At 64.9% G+C, this 15,981-nt stretch carries 10 protein-coding genes; 4 read left to right on the forward strand and 6 right to left on the reverse strand.

What is annotated here, in order from left to right; translation table 11 throughout:
- Window positions 1–21: 21 nt before the first annotated feature.
- The gene (locus ACWBU6_RS22870) at window positions 22–531 is read left to right on the forward strand and encodes a GAF domain-containing protein (RefSeq protein WP_452645640.1); all 510 of its coding nucleotides are present in this window, start codon (window positions 22–24) and stop codon (window positions 529–531) included.
- A 160-nt stretch (window positions 532–691) separates the two neighbouring features.
- Here the strand turns inward: ACWBU6_RS22870 and ACWBU6_RS22875 are convergent, their stop codons facing one another.
- Window positions 692–1,456, reverse strand: a complete 765-nt coding sequence (locus ACWBU6_RS22875; RefSeq protein ID WP_452645641.1) for a sulfite exporter TauE/SafE family protein — start codon at window positions 1,454–1,456, stop codon at window positions 692–694.
- Window positions 1,457–1,528: 72 nt separating this feature from the next.
- On the opposite strand from ACWBU6_RS22875, the gene ACWBU6_RS22880 reads away from it, so the two are divergent.
- Window positions 1,529–2,443 (forward strand): LysR family transcriptional regulator, encoded by a 915-nt coding sequence (locus tag ACWBU6_RS22880; protein ID WP_452645642.1) that lies wholly within the window; start codon window positions 1,529–1,531, stop codon window positions 2,441–2,443.
- Here the strand turns inward: ACWBU6_RS22880 and ACWBU6_RS22885 are convergent.
- Together ACWBU6_RS22885 and ACWBU6_RS22890 are read right to left on the reverse strand one after the other, a co-directional pair.
- Entirely contained in the window at window positions 2,432–3,268 is an 837-nt protein-coding gene (locus ACWBU6_RS22885; protein ID WP_452645643.1) for an HDOD domain-containing protein, read from the reverse strand. The two genes, ACWBU6_RS22880 and ACWBU6_RS22885, sit on opposite strands and share 12 nt — an antisense overlap.
- 8 nt (window positions 3,269–3,276) lie before the next feature.
- Window positions 3,277–5,304, reverse strand: a complete 2,028-nt coding sequence (locus ACWBU6_RS22890) for a methyl-accepting chemotaxis protein (RefSeq protein ID WP_452645644.1) — start codon at window positions 5,302–5,304, stop codon at window positions 3,277–3,279.
- A gap of 234 nt (window positions 5,305–5,538) precedes the next feature.
- Between ACWBU6_RS22890 and ACWBU6_RS22895 the strand changes: the two genes are divergently transcribed.
- Window positions 5,539–6,264, forward strand: a complete 726-nt coding sequence (locus ACWBU6_RS22895; protein ID WP_452645645.1) for a substrate-binding periplasmic protein — start codon at window positions 5,539–5,541, stop codon at window positions 6,262–6,264.
- Here ACWBU6_RS22895 and ACWBU6_RS22900 read toward each other — a convergent pair.
- Complete coding sequence (locus tag ACWBU6_RS22900) at window positions 6,258–8,465, reverse strand: TonB-dependent receptor (RefSeq protein ID WP_452645646.1); 2,208 nt, start codon at window positions 8,463–8,465, stop codon at window positions 6,258–6,260. The genes ACWBU6_RS22895 and ACWBU6_RS22900 overlap by 7 nt on opposite strands.
- A gap of 135 nt (window positions 8,466–8,600) precedes the next feature.
- On the opposite strand from ACWBU6_RS22900, the gene ACWBU6_RS22905 reads away from it, so the two are divergent.
- Window positions 8,601–11,693, forward strand: coding sequence for a ligand-binding sensor domain-containing diguanylate cyclase (locus ACWBU6_RS22905; RefSeq protein ID WP_452645647.1), 3,093 nt, complete (start codon window positions 8,601–8,603; stop codon window positions 11,691–11,693).
- A 17-nt stretch (window positions 11,694–11,710) separates the two neighbouring features.
- Here the strand turns inward: ACWBU6_RS22905 and ACWBU6_RS22910 are convergent, their stop codons facing one another.
- The gene (locus ACWBU6_RS22910) at window positions 11,711–12,298 is read right to left on the reverse strand and encodes a hypothetical protein (protein ID WP_452645648.1); all 588 of its coding nucleotides are present in this window, start codon (window positions 12,296–12,298) and stop codon (window positions 11,711–11,713) included.
- Window position 12,299: 1 nt separating this feature from the next.
- Window positions 12,300–15,974, reverse strand: coding sequence for a pilus assembly protein (locus tag ACWBU6_RS22915; RefSeq protein WP_452645649.1), 3,675 nt, complete (start codon window positions 15,972–15,974; stop codon window positions 12,300–12,302).
- Between the last annotated feature and the right edge of the window lie 7 nt (window positions 15,975–15,981).

A 15,981-nucleotide genomic window follows, 5' to 3' on the forward strand; every position in this document is an offset into this window, starting at 1 on the left:
AGTAACATACCGAGCGGCAAAATGTCTTTCTCCCTCAGCGAAACCACCTACAGCACCGACACTCCGGAAGCCAAACGCGCCATGTACGAAGACTTGCGCGCACAACTGGGCGGGCTGGTGCACGGCGAACATGACTGGATCGCCAACACCGCCAATGCCAGTGCGCTGGTGTTCAACTCCATGCCAGGCCTGAACTGGGCCGGCTTCTATTTCATGCAAGGCCCGGATGAACTGGTGCTCGGCCCCTTCCAGGGCAAGCCGGCCTGCATCCGCATCAGGAAGGGGCGCGGCGTGTGCGGCAGCACCGTTGAGAAGCGCGCCACCAGCGTGGTGGAAGACGTGCATGCCTTCCCCGGCCACATCGCTTGCGATGCCGCCTCACGCTCGGAATTGGTGGTGCCGATCTTCGGCAAGGACGGCGAGGTGATCGGCGTGTTCGACCTCGACAGCCCACTGCCGGGACGCTTCGATGCCGTCGACGCCGAAGGCGTCGAATCGCTGGTCCGCATCCTCGAGCAATCCCGTCCCTGATTTGCCTCGGATCGTTGGCGGCTGCGCGCTTCCCAGCGGCGCTGCCGTTCACTGCCGATGAACTGCTTGATTTCGATTTCGAGCCTTAGGCAAGCTTGCGCTGGCCTTCATGGCGATACTGATCAGGACTCCGAGCGTTCCGATTGTCTCCAACAAGGCGTTAAGCATGATTCCCTCCGAAGTAAGTCTTCCAGAAAAACACCAGGGTGATGCCTGACGTCGCCAAAAGCGTGGCGGCGCGAATGACGCCAGGCGGCGCACGGCGGCCGACCCTCGCGCCGCAGTAGCCGCCGACGACGGCGCCGGCCAGCATGGCCAGCGTTACCGGCCAATGCACGGCACCTGCCAGGGTGAAGGCGACCACCGCCACCACGTTGGCAGCACTGACCATCAAGGTGCGCGGCGCATTCAGGTCCTTCAGGTCGCGCCGGTCGATCAATCCCCACATCGCCATCATCATGATCCCGACCGCACCGCCGAAGTAGCCGCCGTACACCCCCAGCGCAAACTGCACCAGCAGGACCAGCGGGGCCCGCACCTGGCAGCGTGCACGCCAGGCCTCGCCAAGACGCCGCCCGAAGGCCAGCGTAATCGAAGCCGCCAGCAGCAGCCATGGCAATAGATGCGCAAAGGCAGCCGGGGACGTCCGCAGCAACAGCAAGGCGCCGGCCAGGCCGCCGCACAGGGTGGCGGCCAGCAGGACCCGCAGCGCCACCCCGCCCACAGGACGCAAGCCATCGCGGTAGGCCCAGGCGCTTGCCAGCCCTCCCGGAAAGAGTGCGACCGTGCTGGAAGCATTCGCCTGAACCGGTGGCACACCCACAGCAATCAATGCCGGCAAGCTGACAAAAGACCCGCCCCCGGCCAGCGCATTCATCGCTCCGGCCAGCATCCCAGCGAAGAAAGTCAGAATCATCGCATCCATGGCAAGGATCTTAGGCGGCTGGCCGCGCCCCGGCAATCTGGCAATTCCGGTGCTAAACTTCGGAAAATCCGAATGCTGGAGACTTCAATGCGTTTCGACCTGACCGATATGCGACTCTTCCTAACCGTGGTCGAATGCGGCAGCCTGACCCAGGGCGCGCGCACCATGCACCTGGCGCTGGCCTCGGTCAGCGAACGCATTGCCGGCATGGAGGCGGTGCTGGGCGCACCGCTGCTCGAGCGCAACCGCCGCGGCGTACGCGCCACCGCGGCAGGCGAGGCCCTGGTGCGCCACGCGCGCTCGATCCTGGGCCAGGTCGAACAGATGCGCGGCGAGTTGCGCACTTACGCCACCGGCCTCAAGGGCCGCATCCGCCTGCTGTCCAATTCCGCCGCGCTGGCAGCCTTCCTGCCGCCGCACCTGTGCCGCTTCCTCGCCGCCCATCGCGACCTGTCGATTGACTTGCTGGAGCGCCCCAGCGTGGAGATCGTCCAGTCCATGGTGGACCGGCGCGCCGACCTCGGTATCGTGGCCGACATTACCGACTTCGGCCCCCTGCAGACCCACCTGATCGCCAGCGATCAATTAATGGTTGTGGCCAGCCATGCCCATCGCCTGGCCCGGAAAACTGCCGTGACGTTTACCGATATCCTCGACGAGCCGATCGTCGGCATTGCCGATACCGCGCTGGAAACCCACCTCGCGGAACGCGCCTCGCGCCTGGGGCACCAGCTCGACTACCGAATCCTGTTGCGCAACATCGACCATGTGGCCATGCACGTCGAGGCCGGCATCGGCATTTCAATCTTGTCCGGCGCGATCGCGCGCCAGCTGGGGCGCGGCCTGGCCGTTGTGCCGCTGTCGGAAACGTGGGCCACCCGCCGGCTCTATCTGTGCGCACGCGACTTTTCGACACTGACGCCGCATGCAGGGCTGCTTGCCCGGCAACTGCTGGAAGATGCGCCGCCTGCCGTATCAGGCCAGTAGCGCCACACCCATCGAGCGTGCTTCGGCCGCGGCGACGTCCAGCAATTCTGCGAGGTCCGGGAAATTTTCCAGGCATTGCACGATGTCGTAGCGCCGCACCAGGTAATCGTCTTGCGGCACGGGCAGCGGCGACAGCACTGGCGACAGGTGCCGCGCCAGCAGCAGGGTATCGCGCAAGCCGGTTGGCGGCAGGCTGACGGCGCTGTCGCGCAGGGTAATGATGGCGGCGCCCACTGCATCCGGCACCTGCAGCTTGCGCAGCACTTCGCGCGCCACGATTTCCTGCACCGGTCCCAGGCGCGATCCCATGTCATCGAGCAAGCCGGACACCTGGTCGGCCTGCGACAGCAGGAAAAAGTTGCCCGCCTCATGCACAATGCCGGCAAACAGCGCCGTATCGGGATCGGTGCGGGTGATATGGCGTGCCACCTGGTAGGCGATGGCTGCCACGTGGGCGGAATACTTCCACAGCTGTTCGGCGCGTTCGCGCAGCTCCGGGTCGCGGATGCGGGCGCCAAACTGGCGCACCACCATGGCGGCGGCCAGCGAATACAGGTTGCGGTAGCCTAGCCGCAGCACGGCGGCGCGTGCGCCGGTGATCGCCGGCGCGCCATCGCGCCGGAACACCGCGGCATTGGCCAGGGCTACTGCGCGCGCCGCCAGCACCGGCTCGCCCAGCACCTTGCGTACGATTTCATCGTCGTGGCAATCAGGGTCAGCCAGTGCAAGCTGCAATGCCAGCGCGGCATTGACACTGGTGGGGAAGACCAACTCCCCACGCTGCACTTCCGAAATGATGGCGGCTAAGTCCCTGAGCTTCTCCATGCAGGAAATTATACCGATGCCGTCCGCAATGCGCGCACATTGCTTGGCATGCGGCGTTTGGCAGGGGCCGTGCGGGCCGCCATGGCTGCCGAACCGCTGCCCTCATTTCCCAGTGTGAAGATGCTGATCGATTTCACCAGCATCTGCGCCTGGTCCTGCAGGCTGGCCGAGGCAGCAGCAGTCTGTTCCACCAGCGCCGCATTCTGCTGCGTGGTGTCGTCCATCTGCGTCACGGCCATATTGATTTGCTCGATGCCGTTACCCTGCTCGGCCGACGCGGTGGCGATTTCCTGCATGATGGCGGTGATGCTCTGCACGCTCTTCAGCACATCCTGCATTGCCAGGCCGGCCTCCCCGACCAGGCGGTTGCCGGTTTCGACCCGGTCCACGCTGTGGTTGATCAGGTCCTTGATCTCTTTGGCAGCGGAAGCAGAACGCTGCGCCAGGTTGCGCACTTCGGAGGCCACGACCGCAAAGCCGCGCCCCTGTTCGCCGGCGCGCGCAGCTTCCACTGCAGCGTTGAGCGCGAGAATATTGGTCTGGAACGCGATACCGTCGATCACGCCAATGATGTCCACGATCTTGCGCGAACTGTCGTTGATCTCGCCCATGGTCTGCACCACTTGCGATACCACTTCCCCGCCCTTGCTGGCCACGCCGGACGCCGTATGCACCAGCTGGTTGGCCTGGCGCGCATTATCGGCATTCTGCTTGACGGTGGAAGTCAGTTCCTCCATCGACGATGCAGTTTCTTCCAGGTTGGAAGCTTGCGATTCCAGGCGTGAAGAGACGTCTGCGTTGCCGGTCGCAATATCGCGGCTGGCGGCATTGATCTGGTCCACGCTGGCACGCACGTCGGACACGATGCCGCGCAAGCTCTCGCTCATGGATTTGAGGGAGCGCAGCAGCTGCCCTACTTCGTTAGGCGGGCCAACATCGAAATCGCTATCGAGTTTTCCCTTAGCCACCTCGTCCGCCACGGCGATGGCATGTTGCAGCGGCACCGTGACCGAGCGGGCGATCAGCATGCAAATCCAGGCCGCCAGGGAAAACAGCGCCACCATCGAGACGATCATGATCCAGCGCTGCCTGGTAAAGCCGGCGATCTTCTCCTTCAGCATCTCGTCGATGACCTTGGCGGCAGCCTCGTTGACGGCAAATTGCATATCGATCGCCGCCGTCGTCTTGGCCACCCATTCTTCGCCCGAGTATGTCAGCGGATCGGCTTTCACGATCTGCTCCGTGCCCAGGTCGACGATCTTGCGTGCAGCATCGGCCGCATCGCGCAGCTGCGCGCCCAGCTTGGCGTCGATGGCCGGGTTGGCGGTAGCAGCTTTGGCAAAGGCGGTCATGGTCTGGTCCAGGCGGTCGGAAACGCGGGCCATGATGGCCGCCTGGGTCGCACGGTCTTCAGGCGTGGCTTCCTTCTTGGCCAGCAGGCCCGCGCCTTTGGCGCGCGTCTTGCCGGTTTCCTCGGTCAGCCAGGGGAGCTGGTAGAACATCGACTGGATCAACTGGTAGGTGTCCTTGTCGGGATCGAGGCTCAGGCCATACGCATCGCCGATCAGCTCATTGACCTTGAGCAGCTTGGGCATCAGCCCGGTATGCCCGGCATAACTTTGCGGCACGGTAACCTTGCCTTCGGCCACGTTGTTGCGCAGCGTTTCCCACTCCTGCTTGGCGGCAGCAAAAGCGTCAATGATGGCCTTATCGCCCAGCGCCACTACGGCCTTCTCCAGCCTGCCGTAGGCTGTGTCCGCTTCTGCCTGTTTGGCGCGGCGCTTTTCCGCTGCGGCGGTAACACCGCCCAGCACCAGCGCCGACAAGCCGCGGTGCTGCTGCGTGTATTGCACCACCTTGAGGCCGTCCGCCACGATGGGCAAGCCGTCGTGCTCGCCTTCGTAGGCATGCAGTACCTTGCCTGCCTCGCTCATGTAGAGGAAGGCGGGGATGATCGCCAGCAGTGCCGCGATCAGGCCCAGGATCATGAACTTATGACCCAGCTTGAGTTGACCGAGAAGGGAGGTAGGATTCATGGCAGTTTCCCAAAGAGAAGATTGGTAGATAGTGCGTTGCGGCACCGCGATACCTCTTGCTTTGATCATATGCCGATTTATGGTCGGGCGTTACAATCCGTGAGAATTAACCACACAATTCTCTTTCTCCATCACCATTTCTGTTGCAGGCGCGCGAAACAATTGCCAATGAAGAATTTAACTTTCATGATGCAAGTACAAGCACTTTGCTATAGTGCGTCTATGAAATTTCTCATGCCGTTACTGATGCTGTTTATGGCGTTCCTGGCGCCTGCCGCCCGGGCCGAGACAGTGACTGTGTACACCAGTGCCAACTTCGCGCCCCTGGTGATCGACGGCACCCGAGGTATCTATTACGAAGCAATCGACTACCTGAACAAGCAAGCCACCGACGGCACCAGCTTCCGTCTGGCTTACCTGCCCCGCAAGCGCTTGCAGATGAGGCTGGAAGACGGCACGCTGGACGGCATCGTTATCGGCATGATGCCCCAATGGTTTGACGACGTCGCACAGAAGAAATACCTGTGGACCACGGCGTTCGCCATAGACCACTTCGTGCTCGTCTCGCGCAGCGAGCGTCCGGTGCTGCCGGACGCGCATGGCGGGCTGGCCGGCAAAACGATCGGACTTACCCTGGGCTATGTGTACCCGGCGTTTGAGGAATGGATCCAGCGCCACGGCCTGGTGCGCCAGGATGCAATCAGCGAGGAGATCAACCTGGAGAAGCTGCGCCGCGGCCGCATCGATTGCGTGGCCGTGTCGGAATCGGCGGCCCGCTATTTCGTGCGCCAGCACGGCTTGCACGGCAGCCTGACTTTTGTCGACTTGCCGGGCCGCGCGACGGAACGCCGCTTCCTGGTGCCGATGGGCCGCCATGACTTGTTCGACAAGGTGGCCCCCATCGTCAAGCGCATGCGCGAAGATCCGCAGTGGCTGCGCATGACATCGAAATATCAGTAACTGAACCTCAGCTGCACGCCGTAGCTGCGCGGCTCGTTGACAACGCCGGTAAAGTTGTTGAAGTCGATGGCTGCCACGGCCACCAGCTTGTTCGTGGCGTTGCGCACGAAAGCTGCCGCTTCGAAGCGTTCGCGCCGGTCCTTGTATCCCAGCCGCAGGCCACCTTCAAGCAAGGGCCGCGCCTTATATTCCGCCGCCTCGTACAGGAAGAAGTTGTATTTGCCGCGATACGCCCAGTCGGTGTATGCAAACAGCTCGCCATTGCGCCAGGGCTGGCTGTAGCGCAAGGTGGCGTTGGCGATCCAGCGCGGCGAGCGCGGCAGCGGGTTGCCGTCGATGAAGACGTTGTTGGGCGCGCTGCCGCGCGGGTCGCTTACCGTGCAGCCATTGCCGCAGGGGATCACGAACAGGCCGGCATCGCGGATCCGCGTCGCGTTATAGCTGGCGCCAAGGCTGGCCGTCCATTCGCTGTTGGGTCGCAGCAGCCATTCCACTTCGACGCCCTGCCCGCGCACCTTGGCGGCGTTGACCAGGCGGTTCTGGTTGACCACGCCGCTGCCGGCGGTGAGCTGCATATCGTCCACCGCGTAGCGGAACAGGGCCAGGCCCAGGCGCGCGCGGCGCTGCATGAACTCCTGCTTCCAGCCCGCCTCCCAGCTCAGCGCCTGCTCGGCGCGCGCCACGGAAATGCTGTTGCCGAACAGGATGCGGCCCTGCACCGATGGCGCGCGGTAACCGGTTGCAACGCGTGCATACACGTGGCTGTCCGGCGCCAGCGCCTGCGTCGTGCCCAGGTCCCAGCTGAAGTCGTTGCCGCGCGGGGCCGCCGCCAGTCCGGCAATCGGCTGCGCTCCCGGCGCCGGCTGCGGGCGGGCGGCAAAGAAATCCTTGCGGTCCTTGGTGTAGCGCAGGCCGGCGCGCAGCAGCAGGCCAGGCCGGGCGCGCCACGACAAGGCGCCGAAGGCAGCCAACGAACGGCTGTCCTGCTCCTGCCAGGCGTAGGCATTCTGGCGGTTGCCGTTGAAGGTGTCGAAGCTGAAGCTGTCGATCCTGATCTTTTCCTTGAAACCATAAACGCCGGCCAGCCAGCTCCAGGCCTGCGCCGGGTCCGATTCCAGCCGCAGCTCCTGCGTCAGCTGCCGGTGCTGCGGCAACGCATCGGCGGTTTCGGACGGGAACGGAATGCGGCCCGGTCCCATTGGCAAATGCGACAGCGAGCCGTAGCCTGCGTCCACGTCGGCACGGCTGAAAAAGCGCGCCCGCTCCCAGCCAGAAATGGCATGCAGGCTAAGGCCATCGAACTGCCAGCGCAGGCGCAGGCTGGCGCCGTTCGACTTCAGCGACTGGTGATTCATGCCGTCAGTCGGCAGGCTCGCGTAATCAAAGCCGGGCACCAGCGCGTTGCTGCCTTTCTGCAGGATATTGGCGCGGAACAGCGTCGCCCGTCCGCCCATGCGGCGGCCATGCGCGTTCAGCAGCGCGCTGAAGGCCGGCCCTGGCTGGTACAGCAATTGCGCCCGCGCCGCGTTGTCGTGGTAGCCCTCGAATTCCGTGGTGGCTGCATTGGGGCGGTCGTTGAAGACGCGGTTGGCGCGGTGCTGGCTAAGCAAAGAGACGCGCAATGCCAGCGTTTCGCCAAGCGGCGTATTGAATGCGCCCTCCGCATTGCGCAAGCGGTCCTTGCCAAAGCCGGCGCTGGCGTACCCTTCCTGCCGCAATGCCGGCCGCGCCGAATCGAACTTCACCACCCCGGCCGGCGCATTGCGCCCGAACAGGCTGCCCTGCGGACCACGCAGCACTTCCACCTGCTGCAGGTCGAACAGCGGGAAGGATTTGAGCAGCGGGCTTTCCTGCACCACCTCGTCGTACACCAGGCCGACCGGTTGCGCGGCGTTCAGGTCGAAGTCCGTATTGCCCAGGCCCCGCAGGTAGAAGCGCGGGAAGGAACGGCCAAAGTCGGACTCGATATGCAGGCTGGGCATGCGCGCAGCCAGGTAGCGCAAGTCGCGGCCACTGGCCGCCAGCACATCCAGCGCTTCGCCGCGCAGCACGGAAACGTTGAACGGCACATCCTGTAGCGGCTCCGCGCGGCGCTGCGCCGTGACGTAGACGCTTGGCAGCGCGCTCTCTGGCGCCTGCTGCGCCCCCGCCAGCGGCCATGCCGCCAGCCCCGCCACACCGATCGCCCACCATGCGCGCATGCTGCCTCCCGTGTGGTGTCATGCTAGCAGAGTTAACTGAGCATGGCATAATGATAGTTTCAATTTAACCATCCCCAGGCAATGCATCCGCTGCTGCGCTCCTCCATATTGGCCTGCCTGCTCGCTGCAGGCACTATGGCATCGGCGCAACAACGGCCTGGCCTGGTGTCGTTCCAGCGCATCGCCATGGCGGACCAGGTGCCGGCCCACCTCAGCACGGCCATGGTGCAGGACGCCCAGGGTTTGCTGTGGATCGGCACCCAGGATGGCCTGGTGCGCTACGACGGCTATGGCTACAAGGTATTCCGCCCGCAAGCCGGCGATCCGGCTGCGCTGGGCGGCAGCTATATCCGCGCCCTGCACGCTGCGCGCGACGGCCGGCTGTGGGTTGGCACCATCAGCGGCGGCCTGTCCGTGTTCGATCCGCGCACCGAGCGCTTCACGCAGTACCGCCACGATCCGCTGCGCCGGGACAGCCTGGCCAACGACCGCGTGGAAAGCATTGCCGAACTGGCGGGTGGCCTGCTGTGGCTGGCCACCGACAACGGGCTGTCGGTCCTCGATCCCGCCAGCGGACGCTTCACCCATTACCGCCACGTGGAAGGCGAGCCCAGCAGCCTGGCCAACAACCAGTTGCGCGCCGTCCTGCTGGACCGCGAAGGCCGCCTGTGGGTGGCCAGCGATGCCGGCTTGCAGCGCTGGCTGGGCGACGGACGCTTTTCCGCGCCGCTCGGACCGGCCAATGCGATCCGCCTGTTCCAGGACAGCCGGGGCCGCATCTGGATCGGCAGTTCGCGCCAGGGCGCTGCCGTGTACGACCCCGCGGACGGCACGGTGCGTGCCGTGGCCGGCCTGGGCCACTTCTGGATCTACAGTATCGCCGAAGCGCTGCCGGGCGAGATCTGGCTCGGCACTTTCGGCAAAGGCATCGACGTGGTCGACGGCGCCAGCCTGGCCGTGGTCGACCGCCTGCAATACGACAGCACCAGCACCGCCAGCATCGGCAACGACCGCATTGGCGCCCTGCTGCTGGACCGCTCCGGCCTGGCCTGGGCCGGCACCTGGGGCGGCGGCATTGCGCGCCATGATCCGGCGAGCCGTGCCTTCCTCAAGCTGCGCCACAGCCCATCCAACCCGCGCGGTCCCAGCCATCCCGCCATCGTGCGCGCGTTGGAAGCGGCCGACGGCAGGCTTTGGCTGGGAACCAATGGCAATGGGGTCGATGTGCTCGACGCCGGCGGCCAGTTGGTGGCGGGTTTCCGCCCCGATCCCAGGCGCGCCGATGCGCTGGCCGACGGCGCCATTACCTGCCTGGCGCAAGGCCCGGACGGCAGCATGTGGGTGGCGACGCTGGATGGCACGCTGCACCGCCAGCGCCCCGGCCGGCACGGCTTCCAGCGTTTCGGCAGCGCGCAAGGCTTGCCGGGCGGGCCGATCCGCGCCATGGTATTCAGCGCCGACGGCGCATTGTGGACCGGCGCCCAGCAAGGCCTGGCGCGCATCGGCCAGGACGGCGCCGTGCGCGCCTGGCGCCACCGGCCCGGCGACCCGGACAGCCTGTCCGGCCGGGAGGTGGAATCGCTCGCCTTCACCCGCGACGGCACATTGTGGATCGGCACCAATGACGGCCTGAATGCCTTCGACACCGGCAGCGGCAAGGCGCGCCGCATCTACCGCGATCCGGCGCGTGCCGACAGCCTGCCCGACAACTGGGTGCCGGACCTGATGGTCGACAAGGATGGACAGCTGTGGCTGGCCACCCAGTCCGGCGCCGCCATCCTGCGCTCCTTCGACGGCAAGGCCGCGCACTTCGACCGGCTATCGAACCGCTTGAAGCTGCCGCCCCACCCGCCCGAGTCGCTGCTGCAGGATGCGCAAGGCCAGGTGTGGCTGGGCAGCCGCGTGCGCATCGACCCGCTGACCTGGCGCTGGCGCAGTTTCGAGCGCGCCGACGGCAATGAATTCCGCACCCTGTACTACGCCAGCCGCGTGCGCACGCGCAGCGGCGACCTGCTGTTCGGCTCGCCGGAAGGCTTGCTGCGCGTGCGCCCGCACCTGCTGCGCCGCTGGGAATACAAGCCTGCCGTGACGGCAACCGCGCTGACCATCGACGGCATCGAGCAGCCCGGCGCCGGCATCCTGGCCGCACGCACCCTGGCGCCCGGCCAGCGCGACCTGCGCCTGGAATTTGCCGCCCCCGACTTCAGCGCACCGGAACAGCAGCAGTACCGCTACCGCCTGGACGGCTACGACGCGGGCTGGGTCAACGTCGACGCGCGCCAGCGGGTGGCAGCCTATTCCCACCTGCCGCCGGGCGACTACCGCTTGCGCGTCCAGGCCAGCAACCGCGCCGGAATGTGGAGCCCGCAGGAATGGACGCTGGCCCTGCACGTGCAGCCGGCCTTTTACCAGAGCTGGTGGTTCCGTACCGCCTTGTGGCTGCTGGGCGCGCTGGGCCTGGCCTTCCTGTTCCGCCTGCGCCTGCACGCCCTGCGCCGCCGCGGCGAACGGCTGGAGCGCCTGGTGGCCGAACGCACGGCCGAACTGGAAGCGGCCTCGCGCCGGCTCGAGCAAGCCAGCCTGACCGACCCGCTGACCGGCCTGCACAACCGGCGCTACCTGGAGCAGACCATCCAGGCCGATTTCGACCTGGCGGCGCGCCGCCATCGCAGCGTGCCGCCGGAGCCGCAGGCGGACCTGGTGCTGTTCATGCTCGACCTGGACCACTTCAAGCGCGTCAACGACCAGCACGGCCATGCTGCCGGCGACGCAGTGCTGCGGCAGACCGCCGGCCTGCTGCGCGACTGCATGCGCAGCTCGGACCATATCGTACGCTGGGGCGGCGAAGAATTCCTGCTGGTGGCGCGTTTCATCGACCGCAACGACGCGCCTGCACTGGCGGAAAAGATCCGCCTGGCCATCGCAGCCCATGAGTTCGCGATCCCCGGCGGCCAGCTGCTGCGCAAGACCGTCTCGATCGGCTTTGCCAGCTTCCCGGGCATGCCGGGCCGCTCCAGCGCGCTGACGCCGGAAGCGCTGCAGCGCCTGGCCGATGCCGCCCTGTATGCCGCCAAGCACACCTGGCGCGATGCCTGGGTCGGCGTGCAGGCGCGCAGCGGCGAAGCGGGCCTGTCGCGCTTCCTGGCCGATCCGGGCAGCGCCGTGGAAGCGGGCGACGTCGCGCTGCTGGTGCCGCCGCAGCGCGGCCGCATCGTCAACTGGCATTAAGCCGGGCCGCTTCGGCCTTAGAGTCCCGCGTTGCGAACCACCCGCAACTCCAGCTGCAATTGGCTGTGCACGGCCATATGGCCGATGCGGGCCGGCAGGAAACGCACGTGCCGCAAGGCGGCCAGCAGTTTTTCCTCCTCGTCTTCATTGCCGTCGGCGCCGACAACTTGCGCGCGCACCACCTCGCCCAGCGCATTGATCCAGAAGTGCGCGGTGATATAGCCACCGCTGGTGTCGGGCAGCTCGAGCAACTCGCCGCGCGTCAGGCCGCCTGCCACGGTAGGCGGGCTGGTCAAGTCGTGCAATGGGAAAAATTGAGGAGGGGCCTGGTCGTGCTCCGCCTCGACCGGCGGTTCGGGAAGTGCTGCCGGCACCGCTGGCTGTGGCCGGCCCGGCGCTGGGGCATTGACGGGTGTGACGGGAGTGGCGGCCTGGATGGACGCTGCTGCCGGTGCCGGCAGCAGCGCCACCATCAGCGCCGCGCGCGGCGGCTGTGGCTGCGGTCGGGAGGCGCTGCCATCACCACGGGCGCCGAACAGGAAAGCAAGGTGGGCCAGCACCGTCAGAAGCAAGGCGCCGGCCTTGCCCCACGGTGCATGCCGCATCTTACTTGCCCAATTCACGCCACTGCAGGCGCCTGGTCTGGACTTCGTTTCCATTACCGCCATCACCTGGTTTTGGCTTGTTCATGCCAAAGGTTTTAGGGCGTTTGCCATCGGCAGTCACGGCAACGATGACAGGCTTGCCGCTTGGCAGCTTGCTCACGGTCATACCCACAATCGGCGAGGTCAGCCTGGTACCCAGGGGCGCCTTGTCGTTTACCGGGCCACCACTGCCATTGAACTGGTACAACCAGCTATAGCCACCCGGCTGGCAATCCGATGCCGCCGGTACCACGGTCGGCACCAGCAGGGTGCCTTCGAACAGTTGCGGATCGACAGCAACCCGTTCGCCGGCGCTTGGCAGCTCGATGTACCAGCCGGAATCGCTCGACCACTCGACTTTTTGCGGGTCGACGCTGCTGCGGCTGACATCCGACGAAGTCATGCGCTGCTTGACGAAGGAGTTCAGCGACAGGTTCTTGGTGTCTTTCAGGTCATCCTTCAAGCCAACCACGATCTGCGGCACCACCGAAACGTTCTCTTTCGGCACCACCAAGTCGGTAGTGCCCAGGAAGCGGCCGGTACCGAAGTACACGATCACCGACTCGTCCGGACCTTCCGTCAGATCCGGCGCCGCCATGATGGGCCGGCTCTCACCGACGTTGATCAACTGGGTCGCGGTGCCGGCCTTCAAGTCGAAGCGCCACATATTGCCCAGCAGGTCGCCGCCATACGCTGCAACTGCCGTGTTGTCGTCGTTGAACTTGAGCGCAGCGATGTTGATGCGGGCCAGCCCGCTCGGGCTGGTCTTGGAACCGGCGCTGGTTGCGATGTCCCTGACGCTGGCCTTCATCTTCGGATCGGACAGGTCCAGCACAAAGACGTGGCCCTTGCCGTCGCCGTCGTACTTGCCGCCTTCCGCGATATTGTTGTAGCCGGAGGTGATGACCGCTACCCATTTGCCATCGACCTTGGTGATGTGCGCCGGGCCAAAGCTGTAGCCCAGGTTCGGGTTGTCTTCGGCAGTGTAAGTCCACAATACTTTCGGCGTTGCCGGGTCGGTGATGTCCAGTGCGTAGTAGCCGCGGCCACCCTTGCCCATGGCGCCGATCAGGACAGTCCGCCACTCGGTGCCGATCTTGACGTCGGAGACGGTCAGTGCGCCGTCCAGGTAATAGCGGTGGCGGTCGGCATAATCGTTGTTTGCCAGTTGCCACAGGTCAGGCAGCACCATCGGCGGAATATAGGCCCAGCGCTCTTCGCCGGAATCGGCGTCGAAAGCGTGCAGCATGCCATCGTTGGCGGCAGCATAAACGGTACCGGCGCGATCGGCGTGCTTGGACACGAAGTCGGCATAGCCGGCATCCTTGAAGCCGAACGGCGGATCGCGCACAAACACCGGCTGGGAGTGAACGAAGTCGCCCAACACCTTGTCGCGCTCACGGTACAGGCGCTTGTTTTCCTTATCGACCAGCACTTGCGGATCCTGCCCGCGCAGGAATTTCACCAGCGCGTCGGCATTGCCGGCCTTGACTTGCTCTGGGGTCCAGGTCTTGTATTGGCTCAGCGACTTCTGGACTGCTTCGTTGAAGAAGTCCTCCTGAGCTTGCGCCATACCGGCCGTGGTGAATGGCACCAGGGTATTGGTGGCATCCGAGGTCCAAATCGTGCGGGTGTCGCCATCCGCCGTGATCTTGGCACGCAGCTTGACTGCCGCCTGCCATTTCGGATCGCCCATCACCTCGCCGGTCGTGGTGTTCATGGCATAGGCGCTCAATTCGCCATCCCATGCGCCGGTGCGGTAGTTGGCGATATAGATGCTGTTATCGCCTTCGGTCGGCTGCAGGTTACTGGTGGCCGCCGCGGCGCCGCTACCGTCGGACTGGCCGATGCTGCTCATGGCCTGGTGCAGGCTGTCTTGCAGTGCCGCCGGATCCTTGGCGCTGAAATAGGTGCCGCGGCCGCTGACGGCGGCGTGCCACAAGTCGTCGATGGTCTCCGGGGTATTCTCGGTCGGCGCCGGCCAGTTCTGGGTGCCTTGCAGGATCTTGAAGTACTCGCCCGCCTTGGCCGTCTTGTAGTCGCTGCGGAAAGGCAGCGTGCCTTCGAGCCCCAGCCCGAGGGTAAAGGTCGTCATGTGCTGGTGGTTGGCCACGTCGCCGATGTTCGCTGCGCCGCCCGCACTTGGGACGATGTTCTCCATATTCGGACGCAGGTCATTGTTGTAATAGTAGAAGGCCACGTCGGCCAGCGAAACCTGGTCGGCAGCGACATGTTTCGAACCGGTCTTGTACGGGGCATACGATGGCCGCGGGGCCTTGCTGATGTCGCCGTCCTGGTCCGCCATCACCACGGTCCGCTTATCGTCGATATGCAAGGCCGCATTGCCGTTCCAGTAGCCGTCCGTGGCCAGGATGGCGAAGTTGCGCTGGCACGCCGCCTGGATCGGGTCAGGACCGTTCGGGAATGCCAGGTTCTTGCCGAACTTATACAGGCGGCCGACTTCGTTCAGCGCCGCGCGCAGCGGCGTGCTGGTGTCGGGGTTGAGCTTGTACAGCTCGCTGTAGAACGATTTCTTATGATCGCCTTCAAACGGCTCGATCGGAACCGCGATGGTGGCGTTATCAATGGTCATCATGCCCATGCGAGCATGGAAGAAGTTGGCGTCAGTCTTGTCTTCCGTGACCGGCTTCGGCGTGCCGCGCACGTCCTTGAACGCCAGGCCGATTGCCGATTTCGCCATTTGCGCGCGCGTACGGTACCAGGCGTACCAGCTGGCAAAGTTGGTGATTTCCTCCTCGAAGCTGCAGCTGCTTGCGGCCTTGCAATCGGTGCGGCTGGCCGCCTTCGGATAGCTGCTGCGGGAAGGAACAATGTCGACCCGTTCCCATTGGCTGAAATTGACCATCGTGTGGGTGTTATCACGGGTCGCCTGGCAATTGCCGCCGTTGGCTTCGCACCACTTCACCGTCACGTTGTAATAATACGGCGCGCCCGTAACAACGCTGGCTACATAGTTCGTCCCGTTCGGATAAGCGTAGGTCGATCCATTCAGCGCATTAACGCAGTTTCTGCCGTTTCCATCGCACCAAACGCGGTCAGGGAAGTTTGCCTTCTCGCTGCCGATTGTGGCCAGGTTGATGGTGTCGCCCGCCTTCAGCTTGGGACAGGCAGTGCTAGGGCCGCAGGGGTAGCCCAGGTCAGTCTGGCCATAAGTCCATTCGACGCGCTGCTTGCCGTAACCATCGCTTGGAATCCCTGCCCATGGCGAGTTGTAGGCTGTCCGTGCCGCCTTGGTGGCGTCGGGCCGACGGGTACCATCGTGATCGACCGGCCAATCGTAACGCACCGCAGGGTTGTAATAGATCTTGTTGAAGGCGCTGGCTGCAAACGGCGGATCGCCGTCATTGCAGACGGCAGTCAGCCTGCCGTCCGTGTTGCGGCAATACTTTTCAAATTGGTTGCCCGACTTCATGCGAACGTAGTCGGGCATGTAGTTCCACAGCATACTGCCGGAGTTATCCAGGTCAAGCATGATGTTCGGCAGCAGCACCGCCGTCGTGGAATTTGCCAGCGGCTTGTCCGCCAGGTCCGTGCTGGCAGCGCGCGACAGGGCGGCGCCCAGCACGCTGCCGGCAAACAGCGCCGCCAGCATGAATTGTTTAAAGAGTGGCCTCATCGATAGG

Source organism: Pseudoduganella sp. HUAS MS19 (assembly GCF_053615455.1).

Bases quoted from the DNA above. Each gene is read 5' to 3' on its own strand.
- ACWBU6_RS22870 (WP_452645640.1), top strand. From the start codon at position 22: ATGTCTTTCTCCCTCAGCGAAACCACCTACAGCACCGACACTCCGGAA.
- ACWBU6_RS22875 (WP_452645641.1), bottom strand. From the start codon at position 1,456: ATGGATGCGATGATTCTGACTTTCTTCGCTGGGATGCTGGCCGGAGCG.
- ACWBU6_RS22880 (WP_452645642.1), top strand. From the start codon at position 1,529: ATGCTGGAGACTTCAATGCGTTTCGACCTGACCGATATGCGACTCTTC.
- ACWBU6_RS22885 (WP_452645643.1), bottom strand. From the start codon at position 3,268: ATGGAGAAGCTCAGGGACTTAGCCGCCATCATTTCGGAAGTGCAGCGT.
- ACWBU6_RS22890 (WP_452645644.1), bottom strand. From the start codon at position 5,304: ATGAATCCTACCTCCCTTCTCGGTCAACTCAAGCTGGGTCATAAGTTC.
- ACWBU6_RS22895 (WP_452645645.1), top strand. From the start codon at position 5,539: ATGCCGTTACTGATGCTGTTTATGGCGTTCCTGGCGCCTGCCGCCCGG.
- ACWBU6_RS22900 (WP_452645646.1), bottom strand. From the start codon at position 8,465: ATGCGCGCATGGTGGGCGATCGGTGTGGCGGGGCTGGCGGCATGGCCG.
- ACWBU6_RS22905 (WP_452645647.1), top strand. From the start codon at position 8,601: ATGGCATCGGCGCAACAACGGCCTGGCCTGGTGTCGTTCCAGCGCATC.
- ACWBU6_RS22910 (WP_452645648.1), bottom strand. From the start codon at position 12,298: ATGCGGCATGCACCGTGGGGCAAGGCCGGCGCCTTGCTTCTGACGGTG.
- ACWBU6_RS22915 (WP_452645649.1), bottom strand. From the start codon at position 15,974: ATGAGGCCACTCTTTAAACAATTCATGCTGGCGGCGCTGTTTGCCGGC.